This window comes from Methylobacterium soli (genome assembly GCF_008806385.1).
Taxonomy (GTDB): Bacteria; Pseudomonadota; Alphaproteobacteria; order Rhizobiales; family Beijerinckiaceae; genus Methylobacterium; species Methylobacterium soli.
The window spans coordinates 1-24733 of record NZ_VZZK01000012.1 but is presented as its reverse complement, the minus strand read 5'-3'; the positions used below and the strand labels follow the sequence as shown (position 1 = coordinate 24733).

Here is a 24733-nt window from a genome sequence, read left to right as displayed (position 1 = left end):
CGACGATGCAGGTGGCGGGATCAGGCGATCCGCCAGCCTAGGGACGGATCGATGGGCAAGGTCACAGGCTTCCTCGAATTTGACCGGCAGGAGCAGAAGTATCAGCTCGCCGCCGATCGGGTGCGCCATTTCCGCGAATTCACGCTGCCGCTCGACGAGCACGACCTGAAGAAGCAGGCGGCGCGCTGCATGGATTGCGGCATCCCGTTCTGCCACGGCCCGACCGGCTGCCCGGTGCACAACCAGATTCCGGACTGGAACGACCTCGTCTTCCAGTCGGATTGGGAGGAGGCCGCGCGCAACCTGCACTCGACGAACAACTTCCCCGAATTTACCGGCCGCATCTGCCCGGCGCCCTGCGAGGAGGCCTGCACCCTCAACCTCGAGAACCAGCCGGTCGCCATCAAGACGATCGAGCAGGCCATCGCGGACCGGGCCTGGAACATGGGCTGGGTCAAGCCGGAGATCCCGGAGACCCGCACCGGCAAGCGCGTCGCGGTGGTGGGGTCCGGCCCCGCCGGCATGGCGGCGGCCCAGCAGCTCGCCCGCGTCGGCCACGACGTCCACGTCTTCGAGCGCGAGCCCAAGGCCGGCGGCCTGCTGCGCTACGGCATCCCCGACTTCAAGATGGAGAAGCGCCACATCGACCGGCGCGTGAAGCAGATGGAGGCCGAGGGCGTCGTCTTCCATTACGGCGTGAATATCGGGGTCACGAAGACCGTCGAGGAGCTGACTGCGGAATTCGAAGCGGTGCTGTTCGCGGGCGGCGCCGAGGATCCGCGCAACCCGCAATTGCCGGGGCAGGAATTCGAGGGCGTGCACTACGCTATGCCCTACCTCGTCCAGTCGAACCGCCGCGTCGGCGCCGAGCCGATGCCCGGTAACGGCGAGGAGCCGATCCTGGCCGCCGGTCGGAACGTCGTGGTGATCGGCGGCGGCGACACCGCCTCCGACTGCGTCGGCACCGCGTTCCGCCAGGGCGCGCTCTCGGTGACGCAGCTCGACATCCGCCCGCGCCCGCCCGAGCGCGAGGACAAGCTGACGGTATGGCCCTACTGGCCGACCAAGATGCGCACCTCGTCGAGCCAGGCGGAGGGCGCCGAGCGCGAGTTCCAGGCCGCGACGCTCCGGCTCGAGGGCAAGAAGGGCCGCCTCACCGGCGTCGTCTGCGCCCGCGTCGACGCTCAGCGCCAGCCGATCGCGGGCACGGAATTCGTGATGCCCGCCGACCTCGTCTTCATGGCGATCGGCTTCGCGGGCTCGATCCGTAAGGGCATGCTGGAGCAGTCGGGCGTCGTGATGGACAAGCGCGGCAACGTGACGGCCAACGAGATCGATTACCGGACCTCGCACGAGAAGATCTACGCGGCGGGCGACATGCGCCGCGGCCAGTCCCTCGTGGTCTGGGCGATCCGGGAGGGCCGACAGGCCGCCCGCGCGATCGACGAGATGCTGATGGGTGCCACCGTCCTGCCGCGCTGATCCGCGGCGGATATGAAGAAAACGGGCGCGGCGCGGCATGCGGGCCGCGCCCGCTTCGTTTCGGGCCGCTAACTGGGCGGCCAGCGGAAATCGTCGGCGCGGCCGGGCTGGGGCAGGGGCGCGGCGCCCCGCTGCAGGGCCCGCTCCACGTTGCCGGAGGTGTCGGCGTCGCGCGGTCGCCCGCTCATCAGGACGCCGCCGGGGGAGATCTCGGCCCGGCCGAGGGGCACGACGGGGCCGGCGAGCGGCTTCACCGGGAGCGCCGGGATCCCGGGCGGCTCGGGCAGGCTCGGCAGCATCGCGGTGATCTGACGGTCGATCGCGGCGGTGTCGTCGAGCTTCGGGACGGCGCCGTCGAGGGTCTGTCCGGGGGTCGCCGCCACCGCCGCCGGCTGGTCGGCGGGCGCCGGACTGGCGTTGCCCATCAGGCGCTTCAGCTCCACGTCGGCGAAATGGGCGAGCTTGCGGGCGCCCGCGCGGGTGAAGTGCACCCCGTCCTGGGTGCGCAGCTTCGCGTTCTGGCCGTCGAGATCGGGGCCCGAGGGCGTGTAGTGGTTGCGGTCGTCCACGAAGCCCGGCCAGACGTCCACGTAGGTGCCGCCGCCCCGGGCGACGCGCTCGCGAAAGATGTCGTTGATGGCCGCGAGGTCGGTGGTCAGGCCCTCGCTGCGCATCGGCGGGGTGCCGACCCAGATCAGCGGGATCTTGCGGTCGGCAAAGACCTTCACCATCGCGTCGACCCGCTCGCGGTAGAGCTCGCGCCAGCGGTCGGTGAGGGGGTCCAGGCTCTGGTCGCCCTCGCGGATCGGCTGGCGGTCATTGGCGCCGAGCATCACCAGGGCGTAGGTCACCTTCGGGTTCGCCTTCAGGAAATCCTCGGCGACCTTCGGCCAGTCGACCACGTCCTTGCGCACGAGGCCGCTATCGCCCTTGGCGCGGTCGAGGACGGCGACGTCGGCATTCTCCTCGAACACGTCGTCGAGGCCCTTGCTCAGGTGGTCGGCCAGCGAATCTCCGAACACCGCGATCTGGGTGTTGGGCTCGGCCTTCGGCACCACGGGCTTGGGCGGGGCCGCGACCGGGGCGGGGCGGACCCGCCGCTTCTGGACGCGCTGCGCATCGGCCGCGGCGGCGGGCGCGCGCGGCCGCGCCGGACGGTAGCTCGGCTCGGGCTGCGGCTGGGGCTGGGCCTGCTGCGGCCGGTCCTCCCAGGGCCAGTAGAACTGGCGCGGCGCCTCCTGCGGCTGCGGTGCGTAGCGGCGCGCCTGCCGGGCCCCGTAGGCGTTGTCATCCCGGTAATAATTGTCCCGGGCGCGGCGGCGGGGCGGGACCGCGTAGGGATCGCTGCGGGGCTGCTCGTACGCGTCTCCCCATTGGGCGGCGGCCGGCGCGGGCGTGAAGGCCCAGGCGGCGCCGAGGCCAGCCGTGCCGAGGAGGGCGCGGAGGGCCGCGCGCCGCCAACAGATCCGCGATCGGAGCTTCATCAAACGCCACCTCGGCCCGCCCGCGGCAACGGCCCCGGGTCGGCATGCGGACCCGACCATACAGAAGGTCGGCCCGGAGGTCTAAACACGGCCCGTCACGGAGCGGTCCCGAGCCGTTCGAGGAGCGCGGGCGCCGCGTAGCCGTCGGCCACGATCCCCTCGCGGATCTGGTAGCGGCGCACCGCCTCGCGCAGCTTCGGGCCGGCCCGCCCGTCGGCCTCGCCGGCATAGAGCCCCTGCGCGGCCAACCCGCGCTGCAGGGCCTTGAGGCCCGCCGTGTCGAGGCGCCTGGCCCCGTCCGGCCAGGGGCGCGCCAGGGCGGGCGCGCCGGCGAGCCGGTCGGCGAGATGCCCGACCGCGAGGGCGTAGGAATCGGAGGTGTTGTAGGCGCGCACGACCTCGAAATTCCCGGTGATCAGGAAGGCGGGGCCGCCGGCGCCGCCGGGAAGGAACAGGCTGGCGGCGCCGGAGGCCGGCAGGGGCTTGCCGTCGCTACGCCGCACGCCTCTCCGGGCGAACGCGCCGAGATCGTCCGCGTAGCGGGTCAGGTCGAACGCCGCCGGCAAGCTCACCTCGTAGCCCCAGGACAAGGCCGGGTTCCAGCCGAGATCCTTCAGGTAGCCGGCGATGGAGGCCAGGGCATCGGCATCCGAGGTCCAGATGTCGCGGTGGCCGTCGCCGTCGAAATCCACCGCGTGGCGGAGGAAGGTTGAGGGCAGGAACTGCACCTGCCCCATGGCGCCGGCCCAGGAGCCCTTCATGCGCTCGGGCTGGATGTCGCCGCGCTGCAGGATCGTCAGCGCCGCGAGCAGTTCCTCCCGGAACAGGTCGCCCCGGTGGCGGGCCTGGGCGAGGGTCGCCAGCGCCCGGATCGTCGGCACGCTGCCGGCGCTCGCCCCGAAATCGGATTCGACGCCCCAGAAGGCGAAGATGATCCAGCGCGGCACGCCCGTGCGCGCCTCGATCGCCGCCAGGGTGTCGGCGAGGGCGGCGGCGCGCGCATGCCCCCGCGCGATCCGGCCGGCCGAGACCGCCCCGACGAGATAGTCCCAGACGGGCCGGGCGAACTCGCCCTGGCGCTTGGTGCGGGCGAGGATCTCGGGATCGGGCGCCGTGACGCCCCGGAAGGCCGCCGCGAAGGTGGCGTCCGACACGCCCCGGCTCAGCGCCTCGGAGCGCAGGGCGGCCACGAAGGCACCGAATTCCTCGACGCGGGCCTCCGGCACCCGCGCCGCTTCCGGCACCCGCGCCGCTTCCGGCGCCGCGATGGCGGAAGGCGTCATCAGCGCCAAGATGAGTGCGGCGCGCCAGCACACTCGCACCGCGTCAGACCCGGTTGCGCCGGCCGAGGGCGTCTTCCCAAGCGAGCGCCTGGGCGACGATCCCGTCGAGGTCGTCGTGCTTCGGGCTCCAGCCGAGCTCGCTCCGGATCCGGTCGGCCCGCGCGATGATCTGGGCCGGGTCGCCGGCGCGGCGGGGCGAGAGACGCACCGCGAAATCCCGGCCGGAGACGCGCTTGACCACCTCGATCACCTCGAGCACCGAGTAGCCGCGGCCGTAGCCGCAATTCAGCGTCAGGCTCTCGCCCCCGGCGCGCAGGTGGTCGAGGGCGACCCGGTGCGCCTCGGCGAGATCCGAGACCTGGATGTAGTCCCGCAGGCACGAGCCGTCGCGGGTCGGGTAATCGGTGCCGAACACCTCCAGATGGCTGCGCTGGCCCAGGGCCGTCTGGGTCGCGGCCTTGATCAGGTGAGTGGCGTTCGGGGTCGATTGCCCGGTGCGCCCGCGCGGGTCGGCGCCCGCCACGTTGAAGTAGCGCAGGATGACGTAGCTGAAGCCGTGCGCCTTCGCGGCATCGGCGATCATCCACTCGCTCATCAGCTTCGAGCGGCCGTAAGGGTTGATCGGGTTGAGCGGCAGGTCCTCGGGCACCGGCACGACCTCCGGCTCGCCGTAGACGGCGGCGGTGGAGGAGAAGATGATGTGCTTGATCCCCGTGCGCACGGCGGCCTCGATGAGGGCCCGGGTCTTGACGGTGTTGGCGAGGTAGTAGCCGAGCGGATCGGCCACCGAATCCGGCACCACGATCCGGGCCGCGAAATGCGCGATGGCGTCGATGCGGTGCTGGCGGATCGTCTCGGTGACGAGGGCCTGGTCGGCGACGTCGCCGACCACGAGCCTCACCTCCGGCGGCAGGGCCCAGTCGAAGCCGGTTGAGAGATCGTCGAGGACGACGATCTCCTCGTGCCCCGCATCCTGGAGGGCCAGAACCATGTGGCTGCCGATATAACCGGCACCGCCCGTCACCAGAACCGCCATCGTGAGCCCGCTCCCCGCCGCAACCGTTCAGCGAACATAACGCAAAGCTTCAGCATTGTTGATGACAAAGGTCAGGCGCGTTCCGGGGCGGCCGAGGCTAGGCGACTTACCGGAGCGTGCTATCTTTGAGCTTGAGCATTCCTGCCGTCCCATACATCTCCAGGTCGCATCCGATGAAACGCATTCGCAAGGCTGTCCTGCCCGTCGCGGGCCTCGGCACACGCTTCCTGCCGGCCACGAAGGCCGTCCCCAAGGAGATGCTCACGGTCGTGGACCGGCCGGTGGTGCAGCACGTGGTGGACGAGGCGCGCGAGGCCGGCATCGAGCATTTCATCTTCGTCACCGGCCGCGGCAAGGCGGTGATCGAGGACCATTTCGACATCGCCTTCGAGCTCGACCACATGCTGCAGGAGCGCGGCAAGCAGGCGGCCTTCGAGGAACTGAAGAAGGACCTGCCCAAGGCCGGGCAGACCAGCTTCACCCGGCAGCAGGCGCCGCTCGGCCTCGGCCACGCCGTCTGGTGCGCCCGCGAGATCGTCGGCGACGAGCCCTTCGCGGTGCTGCTGCCCGACATGCTCAGCCGCGGCTGCATGGGCCAGATGCTGGAGGCCTACGAGCGCCACGGCGGCAACGTCATCGCGGTCGAGGAGGTGAAGCCCGAGGAGACGCACCAATACGGCATCGTCAGCGTCGGCGAGACCTTCGACCGGACCTTCGAGATCACCGGCATGGTGGAGAAGCCGAAGGCCGGCACGGCGCCCTCGAACTTCATCATCTCGGGCCGCTACATCCTGCAGCCCGAGATCTTCGCGATCCTCGAGCACGGCGAGAAGGGCGCTGGCGGCGAGATCCAGCTCACCGACGCGATGATCAAGCTCGCGGGCCAGCAGAAATTCTACGGCATGCGCTACGAGGGCCGGACCTACGATACCGGCTCGAAGCTCGGCTTCCTCACGGCGAACCTCGCCTACGCGCTGCAGCGCGAGGATCTGGCCGCGCCCCTCCGGGCCGAGATCGCGCGGCTCCTCGGCGAGGCCTGAGAGCACAGCCTGGACGGGAATCCGCGCCCGCAACTCAATTGCGTCCGACGCGGTCGTGCCATGCGCTGGAAGCAGGCTTGGCGGTTCGGTTCAGGCTTGCAATTTGTGCGGCGCACTTTACTTTGTGCATTGCGGGATCGCGATGGCGTCGCGGTCCGGTAGCCCTTCTTGGGCGTTTCCTCCCTAGACTTCGGGCCGCTCCTTCGGGAGTGGCCTTTTTTCTTGGGCGCAGGGTGCCGGGCGCGCCGGCAGCGAGGACTGCCCCAGGGCTCGCGCGTCGGGGATGACCCGGCGGGGGCTGCGCTACTCGGCCGCCATGCGGCGCGCGCCGAGATCGACCGCCTCGGCCGCCACCGCGATCACCATGGACCGCAGGGCCTGGACCAGGGGCTCGAAGCCCGCCGTCACCGCCAGCGTCGTCTCGTTCATGTAGAGACCCCGGTTGATCTCGATCTGCAGGGCATGACGCCCGACATTCGGCTCGCCGTAATGCTCGGTGATGAAGCCGCCCGCGTAGGGCTTGTTGCGCACCACGCGAAATCCCCCGGCCCGCAGGGTGTCCTCGACGAGGTCGATGAGCAAGGGCGCGCAGGCGGTGCCGAAGCGGTCGCCGAGCACGAAATCGGCCTTTCCGTCCGGGTCCCGCCCGAGGCTCGACGAGGGCATCGAGTGGCAATCGATCAGGATGGCGTGGCCGAATTGGCGCGCGGTGCGCTGAATCAGGCCCCGCAGGGTCCGGTGATAGGGCTTGTAGAGCTGCTCGATGCGCGCCACCGCCTCGTCGACCGAGAGGCGCGCCCCGTAGATCTCCTGCCCGTCCGCCACCACCCGCGGCACCGTGCCGAGGCCGCCCGCGACCCGCATGGAGCGCGTGTTGGCGAACGGCGGCAGCCGCCCGTCGAACATGCGCGGGTCGAGCTCGTAGGGTTCCCGGTTCACGTCGAGATAGGCGCGCGGGAAATTCGCCCGCATCAAGGGGGCGCCGAGGTCGACCACGGGGGCGAAGAGCCGCTCCACATGCGCGTCCTCGGAGCGGCGCAGGGCCAGCGCGCCGAGGCGGGAGGAAGCCAGGAACACCGCCGGGTAGACCGAGCCGGAATGCCCCGTGTTGAAGACGAAGGGCAGGGTGTGGGCCGCGGGCTCGTCCACGGCGAAGGCCGGAGCGAAGCCGAAGGCGTCGGTCGCATCATCCGGTTGGGGCGCTGTCATCGGAGGGCGGGCGCCTCTCTGCGGCGAGGGAAAAGGCTGTCCTACATTGGTGCGTCGCGCCCGCGCTGTCCACTGCGGCGAGCGGCGCGGAGGGCACCGTCGCGGCGCTGCATCGGTGCGGCACGGCACCGCCCGCAGTCCGCAAATCCTAACACCTTGTTTACCAAATCGTCCCTTTATGGAATGAACACAGCGACTCAAGGGCTCGGAACTGTCCGATGAAGATCCTCCTGGCCGAAGACGACAACGACATGCGCCGCTTCCTGGCCAAGGCGTTGCAGAATGCGGGCTACGACGTCCTCTCCTTCGACAACGGCCTGTCGGCGTATAACCGCCTGCGGGAGGAGCCGTTCGAGCTGCTGCTCACCGACATCGTGATGCCGGAGATGGACGGGATCGAGCTGGCGCGCCGTGCCACCGAGCTCGACCCGGACATCAAGGTGATGTTCATCACGGGCTTCGCCGCGGTGGCGCTGAACCCGGATTCGAAGGCTCCAAAGGACGCCAAGGTCCTGTCGAAGCCCTTCCACCTGCGCGACCTCGTCAACGAGGTCGAGAAGCTGCTCGCCGCCTGAGGTCTCGGCGCGCGCGGCCCCGGGCGATCCGCCCGCGCGGCACGTTGGCGCGACACCCGTGGCGGCCCCGCAATAGGAACCGGCCTGCGGTTTGCCTATATGCAGGGGGTCACCCACGGGGCACGTCCACGCGCATGCAGCCTGTCACGATCTACACCACGGCCTGGTGTCCCTACTGCTCGGCGGCCAAGAGCCTGCTGAAGGAGAAGGGCGTCGCCTTCCAGGAGATCGACGTCGAGAAGACGCAAGGCGCGCGGGCCGCCATGGTCCAGCGGGCCGGCGGCCGCACCAGCGTGCCGCAGATCTTCGTCGGCCCGCAGCATGTCGGCGGCTGCGACGACCTCTACGCCCTCGACCGCGCCGGCCGGCTCGATCCCCTGCTGGCGGCAGCGGGCGAAGCGAGCAAGACCGAGCTTGGCAAGACCGAGCTGGGCAAGAGCGAATTGGGGAAGGCCGATGCCTGAGCCCCGCTTCGTCGCCGCCTGCGTCCAGATGCGGTCCGGGCGCGACCCGCAGGCCAACCGCGACGCGGCGGTGGCGGGCGTGCGCGAGGCCGCCCGCGCCGGGGCGCATTACGTGCAGACGCCGGAGATGACCTCGCTCGTCGAGCGCAGCCGCACCGCTCTGTTCGAGAAGGTCGGCCCGGAGGACAGCGACCCGACGCTCGCCGCGCTCCGCACGGTGGCGCGCGAGGCCGGCATCGTCGTGCAGATCGGCTCGCTCGCCGTGCGCAACGGCGACAAGATCGCCAACCGCGCCTTCCTGATCGACGCGGAGGGCGAGGTTCTGGCCTCCTACGACAAGCTCCACCTCTACGATGTCGATCTGCCGAACGGCGAGCGCTGGCGCGAATCGGCCACCTATACGGGGGGCGGCTGCGCGGTGGTGGCCGACCTGCCCTGGGGAAGCCTCGGCCTCGGCATCTGCTACGACGTCCGCTTCCCGGCCCTGTTCCGGGCGCTCGCGGAGGCCGGCGCCACCGTGCTGACCGCGCCCGCCTGCTTCACGAAGCAGACCGGCGAGGCCCATTGGCACGTGCTGCACCGGGCGCGCGCCATCGAGACCGGCTCGTTCATGATCTCGGCCGCGCAGGGCGGCCACCACGAGGACGGGCGCGACACCTACGGTCATTCCCTCATCGTCGATCCCTGGGGCCGCATCCTCGCCGATGCGGGCGGGGCCGAGCCCGGGATCATCCTGGCCGAGATCGACCTTGCCCGCGTGACGGAAGCGCGCGGGCGCATCCCGGTCCTCGATCACGCGAAGCCGTTTACGGTGACGCGCGTGGGACGAGAGGCCTGATTCGCGCGTTCACCCATCACCATGATCCGATACGCCCTCGTCTGCGAGGCCGGCCACGGCTTCGAGAGCTGGTTCCCGTCGAGCGACGCCTACGATGAGCAGGCGGCGCGCGGACTCGTGACCTGCCCGTTCTGCGATTCGCCGAAGGTCTCCAAGAGCCTGATGTCGCCCGGCATCGCCCGGACCGACCGAGGCTCGGTGCCGGCCGAGCCCGCGCCCGCGAGCCCCGACCCCAGGCCGATGACCGCCGAGCCGGAGCGCCGAATGCGGGAGATCCTGCGGGCGATGCGCCAGCACGTGGTCGAGACCGCCGAGCATGTGGGTCCGCGCTTTCCCGAGGAAGCCCGCAAGATCCATTACGGCGAGGTCGACAGCCGCCCGATCTACGGCCAGGCCAGCGTCGAGGAAGCCCGCGCCCTCATCGACGAGGGCATCGAGGTCGCCTCCCTGCCGCCCGTGCCGGACGAGCGGAACTAAGCGGCGAGGGAGGGGGTCAGGTCAGCGCCGCGAGCCTGCGCGCGACAGGGCCGCCATCCCGGCGAGCGAGGCCAGGGCCGCCGCGATCACGGCGTTCCAGCCCGCGAGCGAGATCCCGAGGAAGCGCCAGGCCGCCGTCGTGCAATTGACGACGCGCGTCGCCTTGAGGGCGTCGAGGAAATCGCCGACCGCGCCGGGATTCGGGCCGCTGCCGCCGCCGCAATCGCTCGGCCCGGGCCAGAAGCCCCACTCGGCGCCCGCGTGGTAGGTGCCGAGCCCGGCCCCGTAGAGCAGGACCAGGGCGGCAAGGCCGAGGGCGAGGCGCGCCAGGCGCTCCGGTGCCGCGACGGCGAGCCCCGCGAGCGGGATGGCGAGGTAATAGGGCACCCGCTCGGTCAGGCAGAGCTTGCACGGGACGTAGCCGAGGACATGCTCGAAGACGAGGGCGCCCCCCACCGTCAGGACGGCCCCGAGGAGGACGAGGAGGGCCGCGCCGCGGCGGCCCGTCAGCGGGCGGCCGGCCGTCACAGCAGCACCTTGAACAGGACGAAGCCGAGGATGATCACCGCCGCCGCGATGGCCGCCACCACGTTCAGATGCCGGTCGAGGACGCCGCGGATCTGCACGCCGTAGCGGCCGAGCAGCCCGGCCAGGATGAAGAAGCGGGCGCCGCGGGTCACGATCGACAGGATCGTGAACCAGAACAGGCTGTAATGGGCAAAGCCCGACGTGATGGTGACGAGCTTGTAGGGGATCGGCGTCAGCCCTTTCAGGAGGATGACCCAATGCCCGTACTGGGCGTAGGAATCCTGGAAGCTGACGGCCGAGTTCTGCAGGCCGTAGAGCCGGAACAGCCACTGGCCGAGGGAATCGAATAGCAGCGCCCCGATGGCGTAGCCGAGGAGGCCGCCCGCCACCGACCCGACCGTCGCGATCAGCGCGTAGAACCAGACCCGGTCCGGCCGGCTTACCGCCATTGGGACCAGCATGGCATCGGGTGGGATCGGGAAGAACGAGCTCTCGGCGAAGGCCACCGCGCCGAGCGCCCAGGGCGCCGTGGGCTTGCCGGCAAGCGCCATTATCCACTCGTAGAGGCGGCGGATCATCGGGTCCTGGGTCCAGTGTGGCGGAAGCGCGGATCTTTGAGCACAACCGGGCGATGCAGGAAAGCGCGGGTCGGAGGTCGGGCGGGAGCGGGCATCCCCCGGAATACCCGGCGAATTATCCACTTGGCCCGGCCCGCGAACCTGTGCGATGAGGCGCAGGTCGCGGGTATGGCGGAATTGGTAGACGCGGGCGACTCAAAATCGCCAGCCGCAAGGCGTGGGGGTTCGATTCCCTCTACCCGCACCATCGCTAGCGCACCCCCTCGAGACATCCCCGGATCCAGCCTTCGACGCGGGCACCATCCTGCGGCCGGTCGAGGCAGGCCAGCGCCGTCCGGTCGCGATCGCGGTCGCGCAGGATCGCGATCCTCATGGACACGGGTCCGTCCGCCATGCAGGGTTCGTCGTCTCGGTCTGCACCCCAACCCTCCGGCGCGGCCCGCGAGAGGGCCATCGGACAAGGCCGGACGCAAGAGCGCTGCCGTTTCGCGCGAGCGCCCTCAGGCCGCCCTCATGCGGGGGCGCAAACGGCCCGTCTCCTTCGGGCGTATGGTCATGGCGTTGCCGCGCCAGACGATGGCGCTCTGCAGCCACGCGCCGGCCCAGATCGCCGGAAGCAGGGCGTCCCGGACCAGGAAGGCGAGGAGGAGCCGGGGCGAGCGGTGCCAGCCGGCCCGTGCCGCGAGGGCGTACTCGGCGCCGTACCACGCGAGCGCAAGGGTGATGAGCCCGGCGGCCGCGAGAGGCGTGCCGGCCGCGAGCCCGGCGAGGCCGAAGGGGAGGAGCGGGCCGGTGCCGATCTCCGGCGCGAAGAAGAGCGGGAAGGTGACGCGGCGCAGGCGCGCCCAGCGCAATTGCCGCGACCAGACCTCGGCGAGGCTGCGGCGCCCGAGCGGCTGCTCGAACGGCGTCCCGACGAGGTGCACCCGGCTGCCGGCGCGGCGAACGAGCTTCGTCGCCGCCGCATCCTCGGCGATCTCGGCGGCCAGCGCCCGGATGCCGCCCTGCGCCTCCAGGAAGGGCCGGTGCCAGAGCATGCTCTTGCCTTGCGCGAATCCGAGGCCGAGCGCCTCGCCGGCATATTGCCAGCGGGCCTGGAGGGTGTTGAGGAAGGCGCACTCGACCTCGGCCGGGAAGCCCTCCGGCCGCACACCGATCGGCGTCGAGCAGACGAGGCCGGTCTCGGGTCGCCACGCGGCCTGCAGCCGCTGCAGATAGTCGGGCGGCATCAGCACGTTGGAATCGGCGAGCACGATCCAGTCGTGCCGGGCCGCCTCCCAGCCGCGCACGCAGTTGTTGAGCTTCGGATTGTCGCTGATCGGCTCGTCGCCGACGATGAGGCGGGCCGGCACGCCCGGATGCGCGGCGATCAGCCGGCGCAGGAGCGGCAGGATCGGATCGGCCGCGTCGGCGGCGCAGAAGATCAGCTCGTAGCCGGGGTAATCGAGGCGAAAGCCGCGGGCCAGCATCTCCTCGCTGAAGGCCTCGAGGCCGCAGACCGGGCGCACCAGCGAGACGGGCGCTCCGGCCGGGAAGGACGAGGCGCCCCGCCGCGCGCCGATCCGCCCCGCCGCGATCGCGAGGCTCGCGAGATTGATCAGGGTGATCAGGGCGCAGAGCGACAGGGCCAGCAGCGTGCCGGGCTCGACGGGGCCGCTCATGCGGGGTCTCCTCCAGAAGGCGCGGGGGCCCTCGCGCGATGCGGGGCTGCGGCGTGCGGGCGCGTCGGTCCCCGATCCGGGCCCTGGCCCTAACAGCCGCGCCGTATCAGTCGTATGACAGGGGCCCGACCGCCACGCCCTCCCGCGTCCCAAGGACCTCGCCCGACCGTGGATAGCCGCGCGCGCAACGTCGAACCCGGAGTCGCGGCGTGAGCCCGCCCATCGTCTATCACCCGGCCTATCAGGCGAGCCTGCCGGAGGGTCACCGTTTCCCGATGGGCAAGTACGGGCACCTCGCGTCGCGGCTGACGCAGAGCGGGCTCGCACCGGGCGGCTTCGTCACGCCGGAGCCGGCCTCCGCCGCCCTGCTCGGGCTGGTCCACGACCCCGCCTACGTGGAGGCGGTCCTGGCCGCCGCCGTGCCGCGGGCGATCGAGCGGGAGATCGGCCTGCCGGTCGATGACGGGGTGGCGCGCCGCGCCCGCGCCTCCGCGGGCGGAACCCTCGCGGCGGCCCGGCTCGCTCTGGCGCACGGCCTCGCCGGGAGCGCGGCGGGCGGCAGCCACCATGCCCGCCGGGCGCAGGGCGCCGGCTTCTGCATCTTCAACGACGTGGCGGTGGCGGCCTGCGCCCTGCAGCGCGAGGGCCGGATCGCCCGGGCGCTGGTGGTCGATTGCGACGTGCACCAGGGCGACGGCACCGCCGATTGCCTCGTCGACGCCCTCGACCTCTTCACCCTGTCGATCCACGCGGAGAAGAACTATCCGGTGCGCAAGATCGCGGGCGACCTCGATATCGGCCTGGCGGACGGCCTCGGCGACGCGGATTACCTTGCGGTGCTGGCCGCCCGCCTGCCGCCGCTCCTCGACGCGCTCAACCCCGACCTCGTGTTCTACAATGCCGGCGTCGACCCGCACCGGGACGACAAGCTCGGCCGCCTCGCCCTCACGGATGCGGGCCTGGCCGCGCGCGACCGCGCCGTGGTGGGCCTGGCGCGGGCGCGCGGCATTCCCCTCGTGGCGGTGATCGGCGGCGGCTACGGCAGCGACGTCGCGGCGATCGCGGCCCGCCACGCTCTGGTCTTCGAGGCGATGGCGGCCGAGGCCGGCGCCTAGGCTTCCGGGAGCGCCCGGGCCTGCGCCTCGAGGGCGTGAAACAGGCGGTCGAGATCCGCCCCCTCGAGCTGATGGAAGCCGAGGGAGCGGCTCAGCATCAGGCCGAGGATGGCGAAGACCAGGGCCGATCCCGCCCCCGGGCGCGCCTCGAGCCCGCGCATCTGGGCCAGCCTCTCGGCCAGGAAGGCCTGGAAACCCGCCACCGCCGCGGCATTCTCCGCGGAGGCGATCAGGAGGGAATCGGGAAAGCCGCACTCCTCCGCGTAGACCTCCCGCGCATGCGCGATCAGCGCCAGCGGCAGCGCCGCCGGCCCCTGCGGCTGGGCCTGCGCCTGCGCGGCGATGCCGTCGATCATCCGCTGGACCTTGCGGGCGGCCAGCGCCGTCACCAGCGCGTCCTTCGAGGCGTAGTGGTGCAGCACCCCGCCCTTGCTGAGGCCGGCCTCGGCCGCGACGGCATCGATCGTCAGCGTGCGGCTGCCCGAGCGGCGCAGCAGCGCCTCGGCGGCGTCGAGGATGATCTCCGGCCGATCCTCGCGTCGGCTGCGCGCCTTGGTCATCCCGCTCTCATTAAAAACCGTCTGGACGGTCGGTAAGGTAGCCTATATGTCTGCCCGACGATAGGGCCGAATCGCCATGATGGAACCCTCGTGATGACCATGCCAGCGCCGAGACCGGATTGCGCGTTCCGCCGCGGGCGAAGCACCGCCCGCCTTTCCGTGGTGCTCCGGCCGTTCCTGGTCGGGCCATCCCTGGCGCTGCCGGTCGCGGCTCTGCTGGCCGGACCGGCCGCGGCCGAGGAGCGGCCCCTCGCGGCCCAGACCCTGGTGCGCACCGTCACGGCCAAGCCGACCCCGATCGCGACCGACATCGTGATCACCGGCGACATCCAGGCCCAGGCCCAGACCAACGTCTCGTTCCGGACGAGCGGCAAGATCGCGTCCCGCCTCGTCGAGGTCGGCGACCACGTGGCCGCCGATCAGGTGCTGGCGCGGCTCGATCCGCAGGAGCAGCGGGCCAATCTCGACAATGCCCGGGCGGCGCTGACCTCCGCCGAGGCCCTGCTGACCCAGGCCAAGCTCAACTTCAAGCGCCAGGAAACCCTGCTGGCGAGCGGCTACACGACCCGGCCCGCCTACGACAACGCCGAGCAGCAGCTGCGCACCACCCAGGCGGCGGTCGATTCCGCCAAGGCCGCCCTCGGCACGGCGCAGGAGCAGCTCTCCTACACGGAGCTGCGCGCGGGCGTGTCCGGCATCGTGCTGAGCCGCTCCCTCGAAGTCGGACAGGTGGTGCAATCCGGCCAGTCCGTGCTGGTCCTGGCGCAGGACGGCGCGCGCGACGCCGTCTTCAACGTCTACGAGGCGCTGCTGGCGACGCCCCCCGATTCCAAGACCGTCGAGATCACGCTCCAGTCGGACCCGGCCGTGACGGCGACCGGCCTCGTCCGGGAGATCTCTCCGAGCGTCGACCCGGCCTCCGGCACCGTGCGGGTCAAGGTCGGCATCGCGCAGACGCCCGAGGCCATGACGCTCGGCTCCGTGGTGATCGGGCGCGGCCGCTTCCGGCCACGCGAGGCTATCGCGCTGCCCTGGTCGGCCCTCTATCGCTGGAAGCGCAAGCCCGCCGTCTGGGTGCGCGACCCTCAAACCAACACCGTCGCGCCCCGCACTGTCGTCATCGACCGCTACGGCTCGGACAGCATCGCGCTCGAGTCCGGGGTCGCCCCCGGCGAGGAGATCGTCGTGGCCGGCATCCAGTTCCTGCGGCCCGGCCAGACTGTGACGGTCGCCTCGGCCGAGCCAGGAGCCGCGCCATGAGCCATCTCCATTCCGGCCTCATCCTTGGTTGCGCGCAGGACACGCCCCACCTCTCCCGTCCGGGAGTGGTCGAATCCGCGAAAGCGGAACGGGTGAGGGGTGCGACTTTTCCGGACAGCGCGCATCCCTCACCCCAACCCTCTCCCGCACGGGAGAGGGGGCCGGTCGCGGCACCCAAGTCCCATCCTGAGGCGCCTTCCCGCGTCGCTACTGGTCGCCCGCACGAGACTCCCCACCTCTCCCGTCCGGGAGAGGTCGAGTCGGCGCCAGCCGACCGGGTGAGGGGTGCGACCTGTCCGGAGAGGGCGCACCCCTCACCCCAACCCTCTCCCGCACGGGAGAGGGGGTCGGTCGCGGCAACACCTTCCCATCCTGACACCCGCTCCAACCTTGCTGCCGATGGCCCGCACGCCGCTCGCTGCCGCTCCCGATCGCAAGCGAGGGTGGCCCGTGCCGGGCTGGCTCTTCTGGCGGCGCTCTCGCTCGCCGCCTGCCAGGCTCAGGAGAAGCAGGAGGCGCCGCCGGTGCGTCCCGTGCTGTTCACGGTGGCCCACCCCGTCGTGACCGCGATGTTCGGCCCCTTCGCGGGCACGGTCGAGCCGCGCTACCAGTCGCAGCTCGGCTTCCAGATCGGCGGGCGCGTCGTCGCCCGGGACGTCACGATGGGCGACATCGTCCACAAGGGCCAACGCCTCGCCGCCCTGGACCCGATCGTGCCGCGCTTCGCCCTGGTGCGGGCGGAGGCCGACGTCGCCGATGTCCAGGCCCAGGCCGACAACGCCGCCGCCACCGAGGCGCGCACCCGCCGTCTGATGGAGGGCGGCAACGTCACCCAGGCCCAGCTCGACAGCGCCGTGGCCAACCGCGACACCGCCCAGGCCCGGCTCGCCCAGGCCCAGTCGAGCCTGCAGAAGGCCCGCGACCAGATGGGCTATACCGAGCTGAAGGCGGATTTCGACGGCGTCGTGACGCAGCGCATCGCCGAGGTCGGGCAGGTTCTGAGTGCCGGTCAGGCCGTCGTCACCGTGGCGCGCCCCGAGGCGCGCGAGGCCGTGGTCGACATTCCCGAGGATCTCGCCGGGGCCATGCCGAAGGATGCCCGGTTCACGGTCGCGCTCCAGAGCGCGCCCACCGTCACGGCGCTTGGCCGGGTGCGCGAGATCGCGCCCTTCGCCGACACGATGACGCGCACCCGCCGCATCCGGATGACCCTCGAGAACCCGCCCGCCGCCTTCCGCCTCGGGGCGACCATCACGGTCTCCCTGTCGCAGGCGGTGGACCAGCGCTTCCCGCTGCCCGCCACCGCCCTCCTCAGCGAGGGCGGGCGCGACAGCGTCTGGATCGTCGACGCGGCCGGCACCGGCGTCGTGCGGCGCGACGTCACCGTGGCCGAGCGCGGGCCCGAGCGCGTCTCGATCCGCGCCGGCCTCTCCACCGGCGAGCGCGTCGTGGTCGCCGGCGTCCATTCCCTGAGCGAGGGCCAGACCGTGCGGCTCTCGGACGAGTCGCACTGATGCACGCTCCCCAAGACCTTCCGGGCCAGGACCGGACAGACCCGAACGGGACGGGCCAGGACCGCGCCGATGCCGGCTTCAACCTGTCGGAATGGGCGCTCGGCCACCGGTCCTTCGTCTGGTTCCTGATGGCCGTGTGCCTGGTCGCCGGCGCCATCGCGTATCGGGGCCTCGGCCGCGAGGAGGACCCGCCCTTCGCCATCAAGACCATGATCGTGCAGGCGAACTGGCCCGGCGCCACCATCGGCGACACCCTCGATCAGGTCACCGACCGGATCGAGAAGGAGCTGCAGCAGGTCAACGCCCTCGATTACGTGCGCAGCTACACCACGCCGGGCCAGACCACCGTGTTCGTGCAGCTGCGCGACACCACCAAGCCGACCGAGATCCAGGCCGCCTTCTACCAGGTGCGCAAGCGCATCGGCGACATCCAGAACACCTTCCCGCAGGGCGTGCAGGGCCCGTTCTTCAACGACGAGTTCGGCGACGTCTACGGCAACGTCTACGGCTTCACCGCCGACGGGCTGACCCATCGCCAGTTGCGCGACTACGTCGAGGGCGTGCGCACCGAGGTGCTGAAGGTGCCCAATATCGGCAAGACGCTGCTGCTCGGCACCCAGAAGGAGACCATCTACCTCGATTTCGCGACCCGCAAGCTCGCGGGCTACGGAATCGACCTCCAGGCCCTGATCAAGACCCTGCAGACCCAGAACGCGATCTCGCCCTCGGGCGTGGTCCAGGCCGGGCCCGAGCGGGTCTCGGTGCGGGTGAGCGGGCAATTCGCCTCCGAGGAGAGCCTGCGCGACATCAACCTGCGCTTCAACGACCGCTTCTTCCGGCTCTCGGACGTGGCCGAGATCAGCCGCGGCTACGAGGACCCGCCGGCCGCCCTGTTCCGGGTCGACGGCAAGCCGGCGATCGGGCTCGCCATCGCGATGCGGCCGAACGCCAACCTGCTGCATTTCGGCGAGGACCTGAAGGCGCGCATGCGCCTGATCGAGGCCAAGCTCCCGATCGGCGTCGGCATCCACCTGATCTCGGACCAGCCCAGGATCGTCGAGGAGGCGGTGGGCGGCTTCACCCAGGCGCTGATCGAGGCCGTGTTGATCGTGCTCGCGGTCAGCTTCATCAGCCTCGGCATCCGGGCCGGCCTCGTGGTCTCGATCTCGATCCCCCTCGTCCTGGCGATCGTCTTCGTGGTCATGCAGATCATGGGGGTGACGCTGCAGCGCATCTCGCTCGGCGCCCTGATCATCGCGCTCGGCCTCCTCGTCGACGACGCCATGATCACCGTCGAGATGATGGTCGCCCGCCTCGAGCTCGGCGAGAACCTGAAGAAGGCCGCGACCTTCGCCTACACCTCGACCGCCTTCCCGATGCTGACCGGCACCCTCGTGACGGTGGCGGGCTTCCTGCCGATCGGCTTCAACGGCTCGTCGGCGGGCGAGTACACCTACTCGCTCTTCGTGGTGATCGCGGCCTCGCTCCTCGTCTCCTGGGTGGTGGCGGTTCTGTTCGCGCCCCTCATCGGCGTGACGCTGCTGCCGGCATCGATGAAGAAGCACAGCCACGAGCCGGGCCGCCTCGGCCGCGCCTTCCTGGCCGTGCTGCGGCTCGCCATGCGCTTCCGCTGGACCACGGTGCTGATCTGCATCGGCCTGATGGGGGCCTCGATCGTCGGCATGACCCATGTCCAGCAGCAATTCTTCCCGTCCTCGGACCGGAACGAGGTGCTGGTCGATTTCACCCTGCCGCAGAACGCCACCATCACCGAGACCCGGGCGCAGATGGACCGGTTCGAGGCCACCCTGAAGGGCGATCCCGATATCGACCGCTGGTCGTCCTATGTCGGCCAGGGGGCGGTGCGCTTCTACCTGCCCCTCGACCAGCAGCTCGCCAACGCGTTCTTCGGGCAGATCGTGGTGGTGACGAAGTCCCTGGAGGCCCGCGACCGGGTGATGGCGCGCCTTGCCGAGCGGGGCAAGCGCGACTTCGTCGGCACCGACGTGTTCGTGAACCCGCTCTCGCTCGGGCCCCCGGTCGGCCGCCCGATCCAGTACCGCCTCGGCGGCCCCGACATGCAGGTGGTGCGCGAGCAGGCGCTGGCGCTCGCCGACATCGTGGCCTCGAACCCGCATGCGGGCGTGCCGACCCTCGACTGGAACGAGCCCGGCAAGGTCCTGCGGGTCGAGATCCTGCAGGACAAGGCGCGCCAGCTCGGCGTGACGAGCCAGGACATCGCCACGATCCTCAACGGAGTCGTGGGCGGCAGCACCATCACGCAGGTCCGGGACTCGATCTACCTCGTCAACGTGGTGGGCCGCGCCCGCACCGTGGAGCGGACCTCGCTCGACACCCTGCAGAGCCTGCAGGTGACGCTTTCCAACGGCAGCGCGGTGCCGCTCCTCGCCTTCGCGAAGATCGATTACGACCTGGAGCAGCCGATCGTCTGGCGCCGCGACCGGGTGGCGACGCTCACCGTGCGCGCGGCGATCATCGACGAGACCCAGCCGCCCACCATCGTGGCGGCCCTGCAGCCCCGGATCGACGCCTTCATCAAGGCGCTGCCGGAGGGCTACACCCTGGCCACCGGTGGCGCCGTCGAGGAAGCCGCCAAGGGCCAGGGCCCGATCGCCGCGGTGGTGCCGGTGATGCTGCTCACCATGGCGGTGTTCCTGATGATCCAGCTCCAGAGCGTGCAGAAGCTGTTCCTGGTCTCCAGCGTCGCGCCGCTCGGCCTGATAGGCGTGGTGGCGGCGCTGCTCACCTCGGGCAAGCCGATGGGCTTCGTGGCGATCCTGGGCATCCTGGCGCTGATCGGCATCATCATCCGCAACGCCGTGATCCTGGTCAGCCAGATCGAGGAATGCGAGGCCGAAGGGCTCGGCCCCTGGGACGCGGTGGTGGAGGCGACGCGCCACCGCATGCGGCCGATCCTGCTCACGGCGGCCGCCGCGAGCCTCGGCATGATCCCGATCGCCCGCGAGGTGTTCTGGGGCCCGATGGCCTATGCCATGATCGGCGGCATCATCGCCGCCACCTTCCTGACCCTGTTCTTCCTGCCGGCCCTCTATGTCGGCTGGTACCGGATCAAGGCCCCGTCCCGCGCGCGCACCGCCTGACCCCCAGGGCCGGCCGCACCGGCCGGCGCGGCTCAGGAAACGGCCCCGCGCGCGGCCGGCTCGTCAGGGAACGGCCGCGCGCGCGGCCGGCTTGTCAGGGAACGGCCGCGCGCGCGGCCGGCTTGTCAGGGAACGGCCGCGCGCGCGGCCGGCTTGGACCTGGCCGGCGCCGGAACGGCCTCGCTGGGCACCACCGCCACGGGCGGGATCGAGACGGGCTTCGAGAAGGCCCGGAGATTGCCGATCAGCTTCTTGAGGAGGTGGACCGTCGCGGCCCGCTCCTCCTCGGTCAGATGCGCCAGGAAGTTGCGCTCCCGCTCCAACGCCACCTGGGTGATGCGGTCATGCAGGTCGAGGCCGGCGGGCGAGAGGGCGATGAGGCGGCGGCGCGCGTCGGTCTCGTCGCCGCGCACCAGGACCAGCCCGCGCTTCTCCATCCAGGCCAGGCTGCGGCTGACGACGCCCTTGTCGAGATGGGCGGCGTTGCAGATGTGGTGGGCCGTCACCCAGGGCTCTGAGGACAGGCGGTACATGATCCGCCAATCCGTGATGCCGACCCCGAAATGGCGCCGGTAGAAGGTCGAGGCGTTCCGGGTCAGGCTGTTCGACAAGGTCGTCAGAAGGGCCGGCACATAGGCCTGAGGATCGATGACCTCCTGCCGGACCGGCCCCGGTTCACGGATCTCGACTGCCTTTGTCGCGCGCCCCATCGGTGAAACTCTCGACTCTCGAGCCAGGCGGGGGCAGGTGGAGCCCGCGCCGCGCCGGATATTCCCCAGAATCAACATATTAGGACAAATTTTGTTCAGTGCGCAGGGGTGTGCGGGCCACACGCTGGATATCCTGAAGTTTAAGTTAGCGCGGTCCTGCACCGCACAGGGCGGGCGCGAGGGCGCGCAGGGCCGGCCGGTAGGCCGCGAGGTGCAGGCCGTCGCGCATCGCACCGGGCTTGGCGAAGCCCGAATCACCGTCGCGCAGATCCGCGAAGGGGTCGGCGAAGCGGCAACCGAGGCGCTCGCAGAGCGTTCGCAGCCGCTCCGAATAGGCGCCGACCGCCCCGGGCTCGAGGTAGCGCGCGAGGTTGCGCCCGACCGGCGGCAGCGCCGTGACCACGAGGTGGTCGGTGACTGCGAGCAGCCGCCGCAGGATGCGGGTGACCGAGGCCTCGAACTGGGCCGCGGCCTTGGGATCGAGGGGGTGGTTCTTCAGCATCAAATCGTTGGTTCCGATGCTGAGCATGGCCGCGCGGGGGCGGTCCTTGAAGGTCAGGGTCTCCACGAGGTCGGCATAGACCGCCGCGCTGGCGCCGCTCACCCCGCCATTCACCAGTTCGAGCCCGCAGGGGCGCTGGGCCGGCGGCTGCAATTCGGCCTGCGAATCGCCGGCGAGGAAGACGTAGTCCGGCGGCGCCTCGTCGAGATGCACCTGCACGGCGATGAGCCGGTTCTGGGCGTAGAGCCGGGCGTTGATCGCGGGCTTGTGCAGGACCCAGCCGAGGCCGAAGCCCGCCGCGAGCAACAGGAGCGCGGCCAAGCCGAGGCGCAGGCGCTGCCTCACGAGTTGGCGTCCCGGCCGTTCTCCTCGACCGTGCCGGCCCGGTCGACCCGGGCGTCCGGCCGCGCGTCGGTGGTCGCGTAATAGGGCTTGATGTCGAGGAGCGGGGTGCCGTCGAGGCAATCGAGCCCGCGCACCCGCAGGCTGGCCGCCTCCCGCCCCAGCAATTCGACCACCGAGAGGGCGATCGGGTTCGGGCGAACCGGGGAGCGCAGCGAGAAGGTCCCGCGGCTGCCCTCCGCGTGGCGGGGCCGCTGCCGCACGAGGTCGCGGTCGGCCCGGTCCATCCAGTAGAGCAGGATCAGGTGGGTCGCGCCCTCGACGTTCTGGAGGCCTGCGGCAAAACGCGGATCGACCTCGACGGTGCAGACCGCGTCGGTCTGCAGGCCGTTCTTGGGGCAATCCTGGCGCTGCCGCCAGGGCGTGCGGAGGCGGCCGATGAAGTAGAGGCCGGCATCGAAGTCCTGCGGCAAGGACACCGCTTCCTCTCCGCGCCGCCGGCCCTCCCGATCGCTCATGACCTGTTCCAAGCTCTCACGCGCCGGCCGCCCGCCTCGCCGGACGGGAGCGCAGCGTTTCGGCCAAGTTCGGCCCCGCCGCAACCCCGCCCCGCCCGTCTGGCCTGTCGCGCCGGGCAGGCCGGCGGTGTAGAGCCTGCACAGTTCGGATGAGGACCGGAGATGCGCGTGATCGAAACCGAATTGCGGCCGATGGAGACCCTGTCCGACCCCGCCGTGGCGGTCGATCGCCTCGCCGCCCTCCATACGGGCGCGACCCGGGCGCTGCAGGCCGCCCTCACGCGCTTCCTCGATGGCGGGCCGCCCCCGGACCCCGCCGAGCGGCTGCAATTCCGCTATCCCGAATTGCGCGTCACCTACCGGCCGGTCGGACCGGTTCCGCGCATCAGCCGGGCGACCGCCAAGCTCCAGGCTGGGGGCACCTACGCCACCACGGTGACGCAGCCGGATCATTTCCGCGATTACCTGATCGATCAGCTCCGCTCCCTCGTGCGCGATTACGGGGTGAGCCTCGAAGTCGGCCTCAGCGCGCAGGAAATCCCCTATCCGTACGTGCTGGAGCCCGGGATCGACCTCAGCGCGGGCGGGGTCTCCGCCGCCGAGCTCGCCACATGGTTCCCGGTGCCGCTGCTCTCCGTCGTCGGCGACGAGATCGCGGACGGCCTCTGGCAGCAGCACGCGGATGAGCCGCGCCCGCTGGCGCTCTTCGACGCGATCCGGGTCGATTACTCCCTGCGCCGCCTCGTCCACTACACCGGCTCGGATTGGCGCCACGTCCAGCCCTGGATCCTGCTGACGAACTACCATCGCTACGTCGACCGTTTCGTGCGTCACGGCCTGGAGCGCCTCGCCTCGGGGGCCGAGGGCTTCGAGCGGATGATCCTGCCCGGGGGCGTCTCGATCACCCGGTCCGAGGCCGCGGGCGCCGACCCGGCGGCCGTGATCGCCCGCTCCGACTGGCACCGCTTCCAGATGCCGGCCTACCATCTCGTGGCACGCGGGCCGGACGGGTCGATGCAGGGCACGACCCTCGTCAATATCGGTGTCGGCCCCTCGAACGCGAAGACGATCACCGATCACCTCGCGGTCCTGCGCCCGCATTGCTGGCTGATGGTGGGCCATTGCGGCGGATTGCGGCAATCGCAGACGATCGGCGACTACGTGCTGGCCCACGGATACCTGCGCCGGGACCGCATCCTCGACGAGCTCGTCCCGCCCGACGTCCCGGTGCCGGCCCTTGCCGAGGTTCAGCTCGCTCTCCAGGCCGCCGCCGCGCAGGTCACCGGCGAGCAGAGCGAGGCCCTCAAGCGACGCCTGCGCACCGGCACCGTCGTCACCTACGACGACCGGAACTGGGAGCTGCGCTTCTCGCAGGAGCGGCGCCGCATCAACCTCTCGCGGGCCATCGGCGTCGACATGGAGAGCGGCACGATCGCCGCGCAGGGCTACCGCCTGCGCGTGCCCTACGGCACGCTGCTCTGCGTCTCCGACAAGCCGCTCCACGGGGAGATCAAGCTGCCGGGGGCCGCCAACGCCTTCTACGAGCGGGCGGTCGCCGAGCACCTGCTGATCGGGCTCGCGGCCCTCGATGCCCTGCGGGCCGACCGCCATGGCCTGCATTCCCGCAAGCTCAGAAGCTTCGACGAGCCGCCCTTCCGCTGACCCCGACCGAGCCTCCACATGGTCATCGGGTGCGGACGCTGAGCGTGTTTTGCCCATGCAGCCTAGGCAGAACTTGAAAGAGACATAAAATAGATCAAAGAGGACCAGCAATCGAACAGCAAGTCCACATATTGTCCATTTGTCTCCATCTTAGAACATTAATTGTTCATTTGCTTCGATGGAGATGCTTTCACGATTATTTAGCGAGAATCGCGCGAATGCTTGGGCAACGCAATCGTCCAGGCCCGGCGTCTCATCCGCCCGTCCTGGCACAATCGGGCCCGACCTTGCCATGCTGTCGTTCTTTGCCAACCTGAAGATCGCCCTGAAGATCGGCGTGACCTTGGTGCTCCTGATCGCCGTCGGGGTCGCAACCTCGGTGATCTCGCTGACCACTCTCACGAAGATCGAGAACACCGCGCGCTGGACCGCGCATACGCACGCGGTGATCCAGGAGTTGAACACCCTCGTGAGCGCGATGGTGAACCAGGAAACCGGCCTGCGCGGATACCTGGTCTCGGGCAACGAATCCTTCCTCGAACCCTACCGCGCCGGCGCTAGCGCCTACGCCGACGCGCACGCGGCGGCCAGCCGCCTGACGGCCGACAACCCGGCCCAGCAGAAGCGCCTCGCCGATCTCGACGGCCAGACCCGGACTTGGCGGACGGACGTGGCCGAGCGCGAGATCGCGCTGATGCGGGATGCCGTGTCCGGATGCGAAACCTCCTTGGCGACGGCTACAACCTTGAGCGCTTTCGGCAGCGCGTCCGGGT

Annotated in this window: 23 protein-coding genes, 1 tRNA gene and 1 pseudogene; 13 read left to right on the top strand and 12 right to left on the bottom strand. The window is 70.8% G+C overall.

The genetic code is table 11. The features are described from left to right. Positions 1-51 precede the first annotated feature (51 nt). Positions 52-1482 (top strand): glutamate synthase subunit beta, encoded by a 1431-nt coding sequence (locus F6X53_RS13390; protein ID WP_151000532.1) that lies wholly within the window; start codon positions 52-54, stop codon positions 1480-1482. A 68-nt stretch (positions 1483-1550) separates the two neighbouring features. On the opposite strand, the gene F6X53_RS13385 is transcribed toward F6X53_RS13390, so the two are convergent. The 3 genes from F6X53_RS13385 to galE all read right to left on the bottom strand — a co-directional run bounded on the left by F6X53_RS13385 (position 1551) and on the right by galE (position 5285). Beyond that, positions 1551-2966 (bottom strand): SGNH/GDSL hydrolase family protein, encoded by a 1416-nt coding sequence (locus F6X53_RS13385; RefSeq protein WP_151000530.1) that lies wholly within the window; start codon positions 2964-2966, stop codon positions 1551-1553. Between the two features lie 95 nt (positions 2967-3061). Next, a complete protein-coding gene (locus F6X53_RS13380) occupies positions 3062-4234 on the bottom strand; it encodes a lytic murein transglycosylase (RefSeq protein ID WP_373875960.1) in 1173 nt (390 codons plus the stop codon). A gap of 58 nt (positions 4235-4292) precedes the next feature. Further along, positions 4293-5285 (bottom strand): UDP-glucose 4-epimerase GalE, encoded by a 993-nt coding sequence (galE, locus tag F6X53_RS13375; RefSeq protein WP_151000527.1) that lies wholly within the window; start codon positions 5283-5285, stop codon positions 4293-4295. Positions 5286-5458: 173 nt separating this feature from the next. Between galE and galU the strand changes: the two genes are divergently transcribed. Next, complete coding sequence (gene galU, locus F6X53_RS13370; protein ID WP_151000526.1) at positions 5459-6325, top strand: UTP--glucose-1-phosphate uridylyltransferase GalU; 867 nt, start codon at positions 5459-5461, stop codon at positions 6323-6325. A 303-nt stretch (positions 6326-6628) separates the two neighbouring features. On the opposite strand, the gene F6X53_RS13365 is transcribed toward galU, so the two are convergent. Further along, entirely contained in the window at positions 6629-7534 is a 906-nt protein-coding gene (locus F6X53_RS13365; RefSeq protein ID WP_151000525.1) for an N-formylglutamate amidohydrolase, read from the bottom strand. A 218-nt stretch (positions 7535-7752) separates the two neighbouring features. Between F6X53_RS13365 and cpdR the strand changes: the two genes are divergently transcribed. The 4 genes and pseudogenes from cpdR (at position 7753) to F6X53_RS13345 (ending at position 9888) form a co-directional block, all read left to right on the top strand. Then, the gene (gene cpdR, locus F6X53_RS13360; RefSeq protein WP_003603128.1) at positions 7753-8109 is read left to right on the top strand and encodes a cell cycle two-component system response regulator CpdR; all 357 of its coding nucleotides are present in this window, start codon (positions 7753-7755) and stop codon (positions 8107-8109) included. Between the two features lie 134 nt (positions 8110-8243). Further along, a pseudogene (gene grxC / locus F6X53_RS13355) lies at positions 8244-8498 on the top strand (glutaredoxin 3); the annotation flags it as partial. A gap of 67 nt (positions 8499-8565) precedes the next feature. Next, positions 8566-9411: a carbon-nitrogen hydrolase family protein gene (locus F6X53_RS13350; RefSeq protein ID WP_151000524.1), complete on the top strand. Its 846-nt coding sequence runs from the start codon at positions 8566-8568 to the stop codon at positions 9409-9411. Between the two features lie 21 nt (positions 9412-9432). Then, positions 9433-9888 (top strand): DUF1178 family protein, encoded by a 456-nt coding sequence (locus F6X53_RS13345; RefSeq protein WP_151000523.1) that lies wholly within the window; start codon positions 9433-9435, stop codon positions 9886-9888. Between the two features lie 21 nt (positions 9889-9909). Here the strand turns inward: F6X53_RS13345 and F6X53_RS13340 are convergent, their stop codons facing one another. Continuing rightward, positions 9910-10416 carry a disulfide bond formation protein B gene (locus tag F6X53_RS13340; RefSeq protein WP_151000522.1) on the bottom strand — a complete coding sequence of 169 codons (507 nt, stop codon included), beginning with the start codon at positions 10414-10416 and terminating at the stop codon, positions 9910-9912. After that, positions 10413-10994 carry a YqaA family protein gene (locus F6X53_RS13335; RefSeq protein WP_151000521.1) on the bottom strand — a complete coding sequence of 194 codons (582 nt, stop codon included), beginning with the start codon at positions 10992-10994 and terminating at the stop codon, positions 10413-10415. The genes F6X53_RS13340 and F6X53_RS13335 overlap by 4 nt, the downstream gene beginning before the upstream one ends. Positions 10995-11156: 162 nt before the next feature. On the opposite strand from F6X53_RS13335, the gene F6X53_RS13330 reads away from it, so the two are divergent. After that, a tRNA-Leu gene (locus F6X53_RS13330) sits at positions 11157-11241 on the top strand. A 3-nt stretch (positions 11242-11244) separates the two neighbouring features. Here F6X53_RS13330 and F6X53_RS33675 read toward each other — a convergent pair. Together F6X53_RS33675 and F6X53_RS13325 are read right to left on the bottom strand one after the other, a co-directional pair. After that, the gene (locus F6X53_RS33675; protein ID WP_280526026.1) at positions 11245-11373 is read right to left on the bottom strand and encodes a hypothetical protein; all 129 of its coding nucleotides are present in this window, start codon (positions 11371-11373) and stop codon (positions 11245-11247) included. Positions 11374-11494: 121 nt separating this feature from the next. After that, positions 11495-12655, bottom strand: a complete 1161-nt coding sequence (locus tag F6X53_RS13325; protein WP_151000520.1) for a ceramide glucosyltransferase — start codon at positions 12653-12655, stop codon at positions 11495-11497. 209 nt (positions 12656-12864) lie between these two features. Here F6X53_RS13325 and F6X53_RS13320 point away from each other — a divergent pair, with 209 nt between their 5' ends. Next, a complete protein-coding gene (locus F6X53_RS13320; protein ID WP_238298688.1) occupies positions 12865-13770 on the top strand; it encodes a histone deacetylase family protein in 906 nt (301 codons plus the stop codon). On the opposite strand, the gene F6X53_RS13315 is transcribed toward F6X53_RS13320, so the two are convergent. Then, on the bottom strand, positions 13767-14330 hold the full coding sequence (locus F6X53_RS13315; protein WP_151000519.1) for a TetR/AcrR family transcriptional regulator: 564 nt from the start codon (positions 14328-14330) through the stop codon (positions 13767-13769). The two genes, F6X53_RS13320 and F6X53_RS13315, sit on opposite strands and share 4 nt — an antisense overlap. Before the next feature lie 99 nt (positions 14331-14429). On the opposite strand from F6X53_RS13315, the gene F6X53_RS13310 reads away from it, so the two are divergent. The 3 genes from F6X53_RS13310 to F6X53_RS13300 all read left to right on the top strand — a co-directional run bounded on the left by F6X53_RS13310 (position 14430) and on the right by F6X53_RS13300 (position 20226). Beyond that, positions 14430-15590: an efflux RND transporter periplasmic adaptor subunit gene (locus tag F6X53_RS13310; RefSeq protein WP_151000713.1), complete on the top strand. Its 1161-nt coding sequence runs from the start codon at positions 14430-14432 to the stop codon at positions 15588-15590. Between the two features lie 443 nt (positions 15591-16033). Continuing rightward, entirely contained in the window at positions 16034-17104 is a 1071-nt protein-coding gene (locus F6X53_RS13305) for an efflux RND transporter periplasmic adaptor subunit (protein WP_151000518.1), read from the top strand. Beyond that, entirely contained in the window at positions 17104-20226 is a 3123-nt protein-coding gene (locus tag F6X53_RS13300) for an efflux RND transporter permease subunit (RefSeq protein WP_151000517.1), read from the top strand. Before F6X53_RS13305 ends, F6X53_RS13300 begins: the two co-directional genes overlap by 1 nt. 125 nt (positions 20227-20351) lie before the next feature. On the opposite strand, the gene F6X53_RS13295 is transcribed toward F6X53_RS13300, so the two are convergent. From F6X53_RS13295 to tsaA, 3 genes are all read right to left on the bottom strand, one after another. Then, positions 20352-20936 carry a MarR family winged helix-turn-helix transcriptional regulator gene (locus F6X53_RS13295; RefSeq protein ID WP_191970826.1) on the bottom strand — a complete coding sequence of 195 codons (585 nt, stop codon included), beginning with the start codon at positions 20934-20936 and terminating at the stop codon, positions 20352-20354. 145 nt (positions 20937-21081) lie between these two features. Continuing rightward, positions 21082-21783 carry an SGNH/GDSL hydrolase family protein gene (locus F6X53_RS13290; RefSeq protein ID WP_151000515.1) on the bottom strand — a complete coding sequence of 234 codons (702 nt, stop codon included), beginning with the start codon at positions 21781-21783 and terminating at the stop codon, positions 21082-21084. Then, entirely contained in the window at positions 21780-22298 is a 519-nt protein-coding gene (tsaA, locus tag F6X53_RS13285; RefSeq protein WP_151000514.1) for a tRNA (N6-threonylcarbamoyladenosine(37)-N6)-methyltransferase TrmO, read from the bottom strand. Before tsaA ends, F6X53_RS13290 begins: the two co-directional genes overlap by 4 nt. 168 nt (positions 22299-22466) lie before the next feature. Here tsaA and F6X53_RS13280 point away from each other — a divergent pair, with 168 nt between their 5' ends. Beyond that, positions 22467-23960, top strand: coding sequence for an AMP nucleosidase (locus F6X53_RS13280; protein ID WP_151000711.1), 1494 nt, complete (start codon positions 22467-22469; stop codon positions 23958-23960). A gap of 292 nt (positions 23961-24252) precedes the next feature. Next, positions 24253-24733: CHASE3 domain-containing protein (locus F6X53_RS13275; protein WP_191970825.1), on the top strand; the 481-nt coding region annotated here is incomplete at its 3' end.

Coding starts and splice junctions, on each gene's coding strand:
- F6X53_RS13315 (WP_151000519.1), bottom strand. CDS start 14,330: ATGACCAAGGCGCGCAGCCGACGCGAGGATCGGCCGGAGATCATCCTC.
- tsaA (WP_151000514.1), bottom strand. CDS start 22,298: ATGAGCGATCGGGAGGGCCGGCGGCGCGGAGAGGAAGCGGTGTCCTTG.
- F6X53_RS13335 (WP_151000521.1), bottom strand. CDS start 10,994: ATGATCCGCCGCCTCTACGAGTGGATAATGGCGCTTGCCGGCAAGCCC.
- F6X53_RS13345 (WP_151000523.1), top strand. CDS start 9,433: ATGATCCGATACGCCCTCGTCTGCGAGGCCGGCCACGGCTTCGAGAGC.
- F6X53_RS13295 (WP_191970826.1), bottom strand. CDS start 20,936: ATGGGGCGCGCGACAAAGGCAGTCGAGATCCGTGAACCGGGGCCGGTC.
- F6X53_RS13300 (WP_151000517.1), top strand. CDS start 17,104: ATGCACGCTCCCCAAGACCTTCCGGGCCAGGACCGGACAGACCCGAAC.
- F6X53_RS13325 (WP_151000520.1), bottom strand. CDS start 12,655: ATGAGCGGCCCCGTCGAGCCCGGCACGCTGCTGGCCCTGTCGCTCTGC.
- F6X53_RS13390 (WP_151000532.1), top strand. CDS start 52: ATGGGCAAGGTCACAGGCTTCCTCGAATTTGACCGGCAGGAGCAGAAG.
- F6X53_RS13350 (WP_151000524.1), top strand. CDS start 8,566: ATGCCTGAGCCCCGCTTCGTCGCCGCCTGCGTCCAGATGCGGTCCGGG.
- F6X53_RS13365 (WP_151000525.1), bottom strand. CDS start 7,534: ATGACAGCGCCCCAACCGGATGATGCGACCGACGCCTTCGGCTTCGCT.
- galE (WP_151000527.1), bottom strand. CDS start 5,285: ATGGCGGTTCTGGTGACGGGCGGTGCCGGTTATATCGGCAGCCACATG.
- F6X53_RS13310 (WP_151000713.1), top strand. CDS start 14,430: ATGCCAGCGCCGAGACCGGATTGCGCGTTCCGCCGCGGGCGAAGCACC.
- galU (WP_151000526.1), top strand. CDS start 5,459: ATGAAACGCATTCGCAAGGCTGTCCTGCCCGTCGCGGGCCTCGGCACA.
- F6X53_RS13385 (WP_151000530.1), bottom strand. CDS start 2,966: ATGAAGCTCCGATCGCGGATCTGTTGGCGGCGCGCGGCCCTCCGCGCC.
- cpdR (WP_003603128.1), top strand. CDS start 7,753: ATGAAGATCCTCCTGGCCGAAGACGACAACGACATGCGCCGCTTCCTG.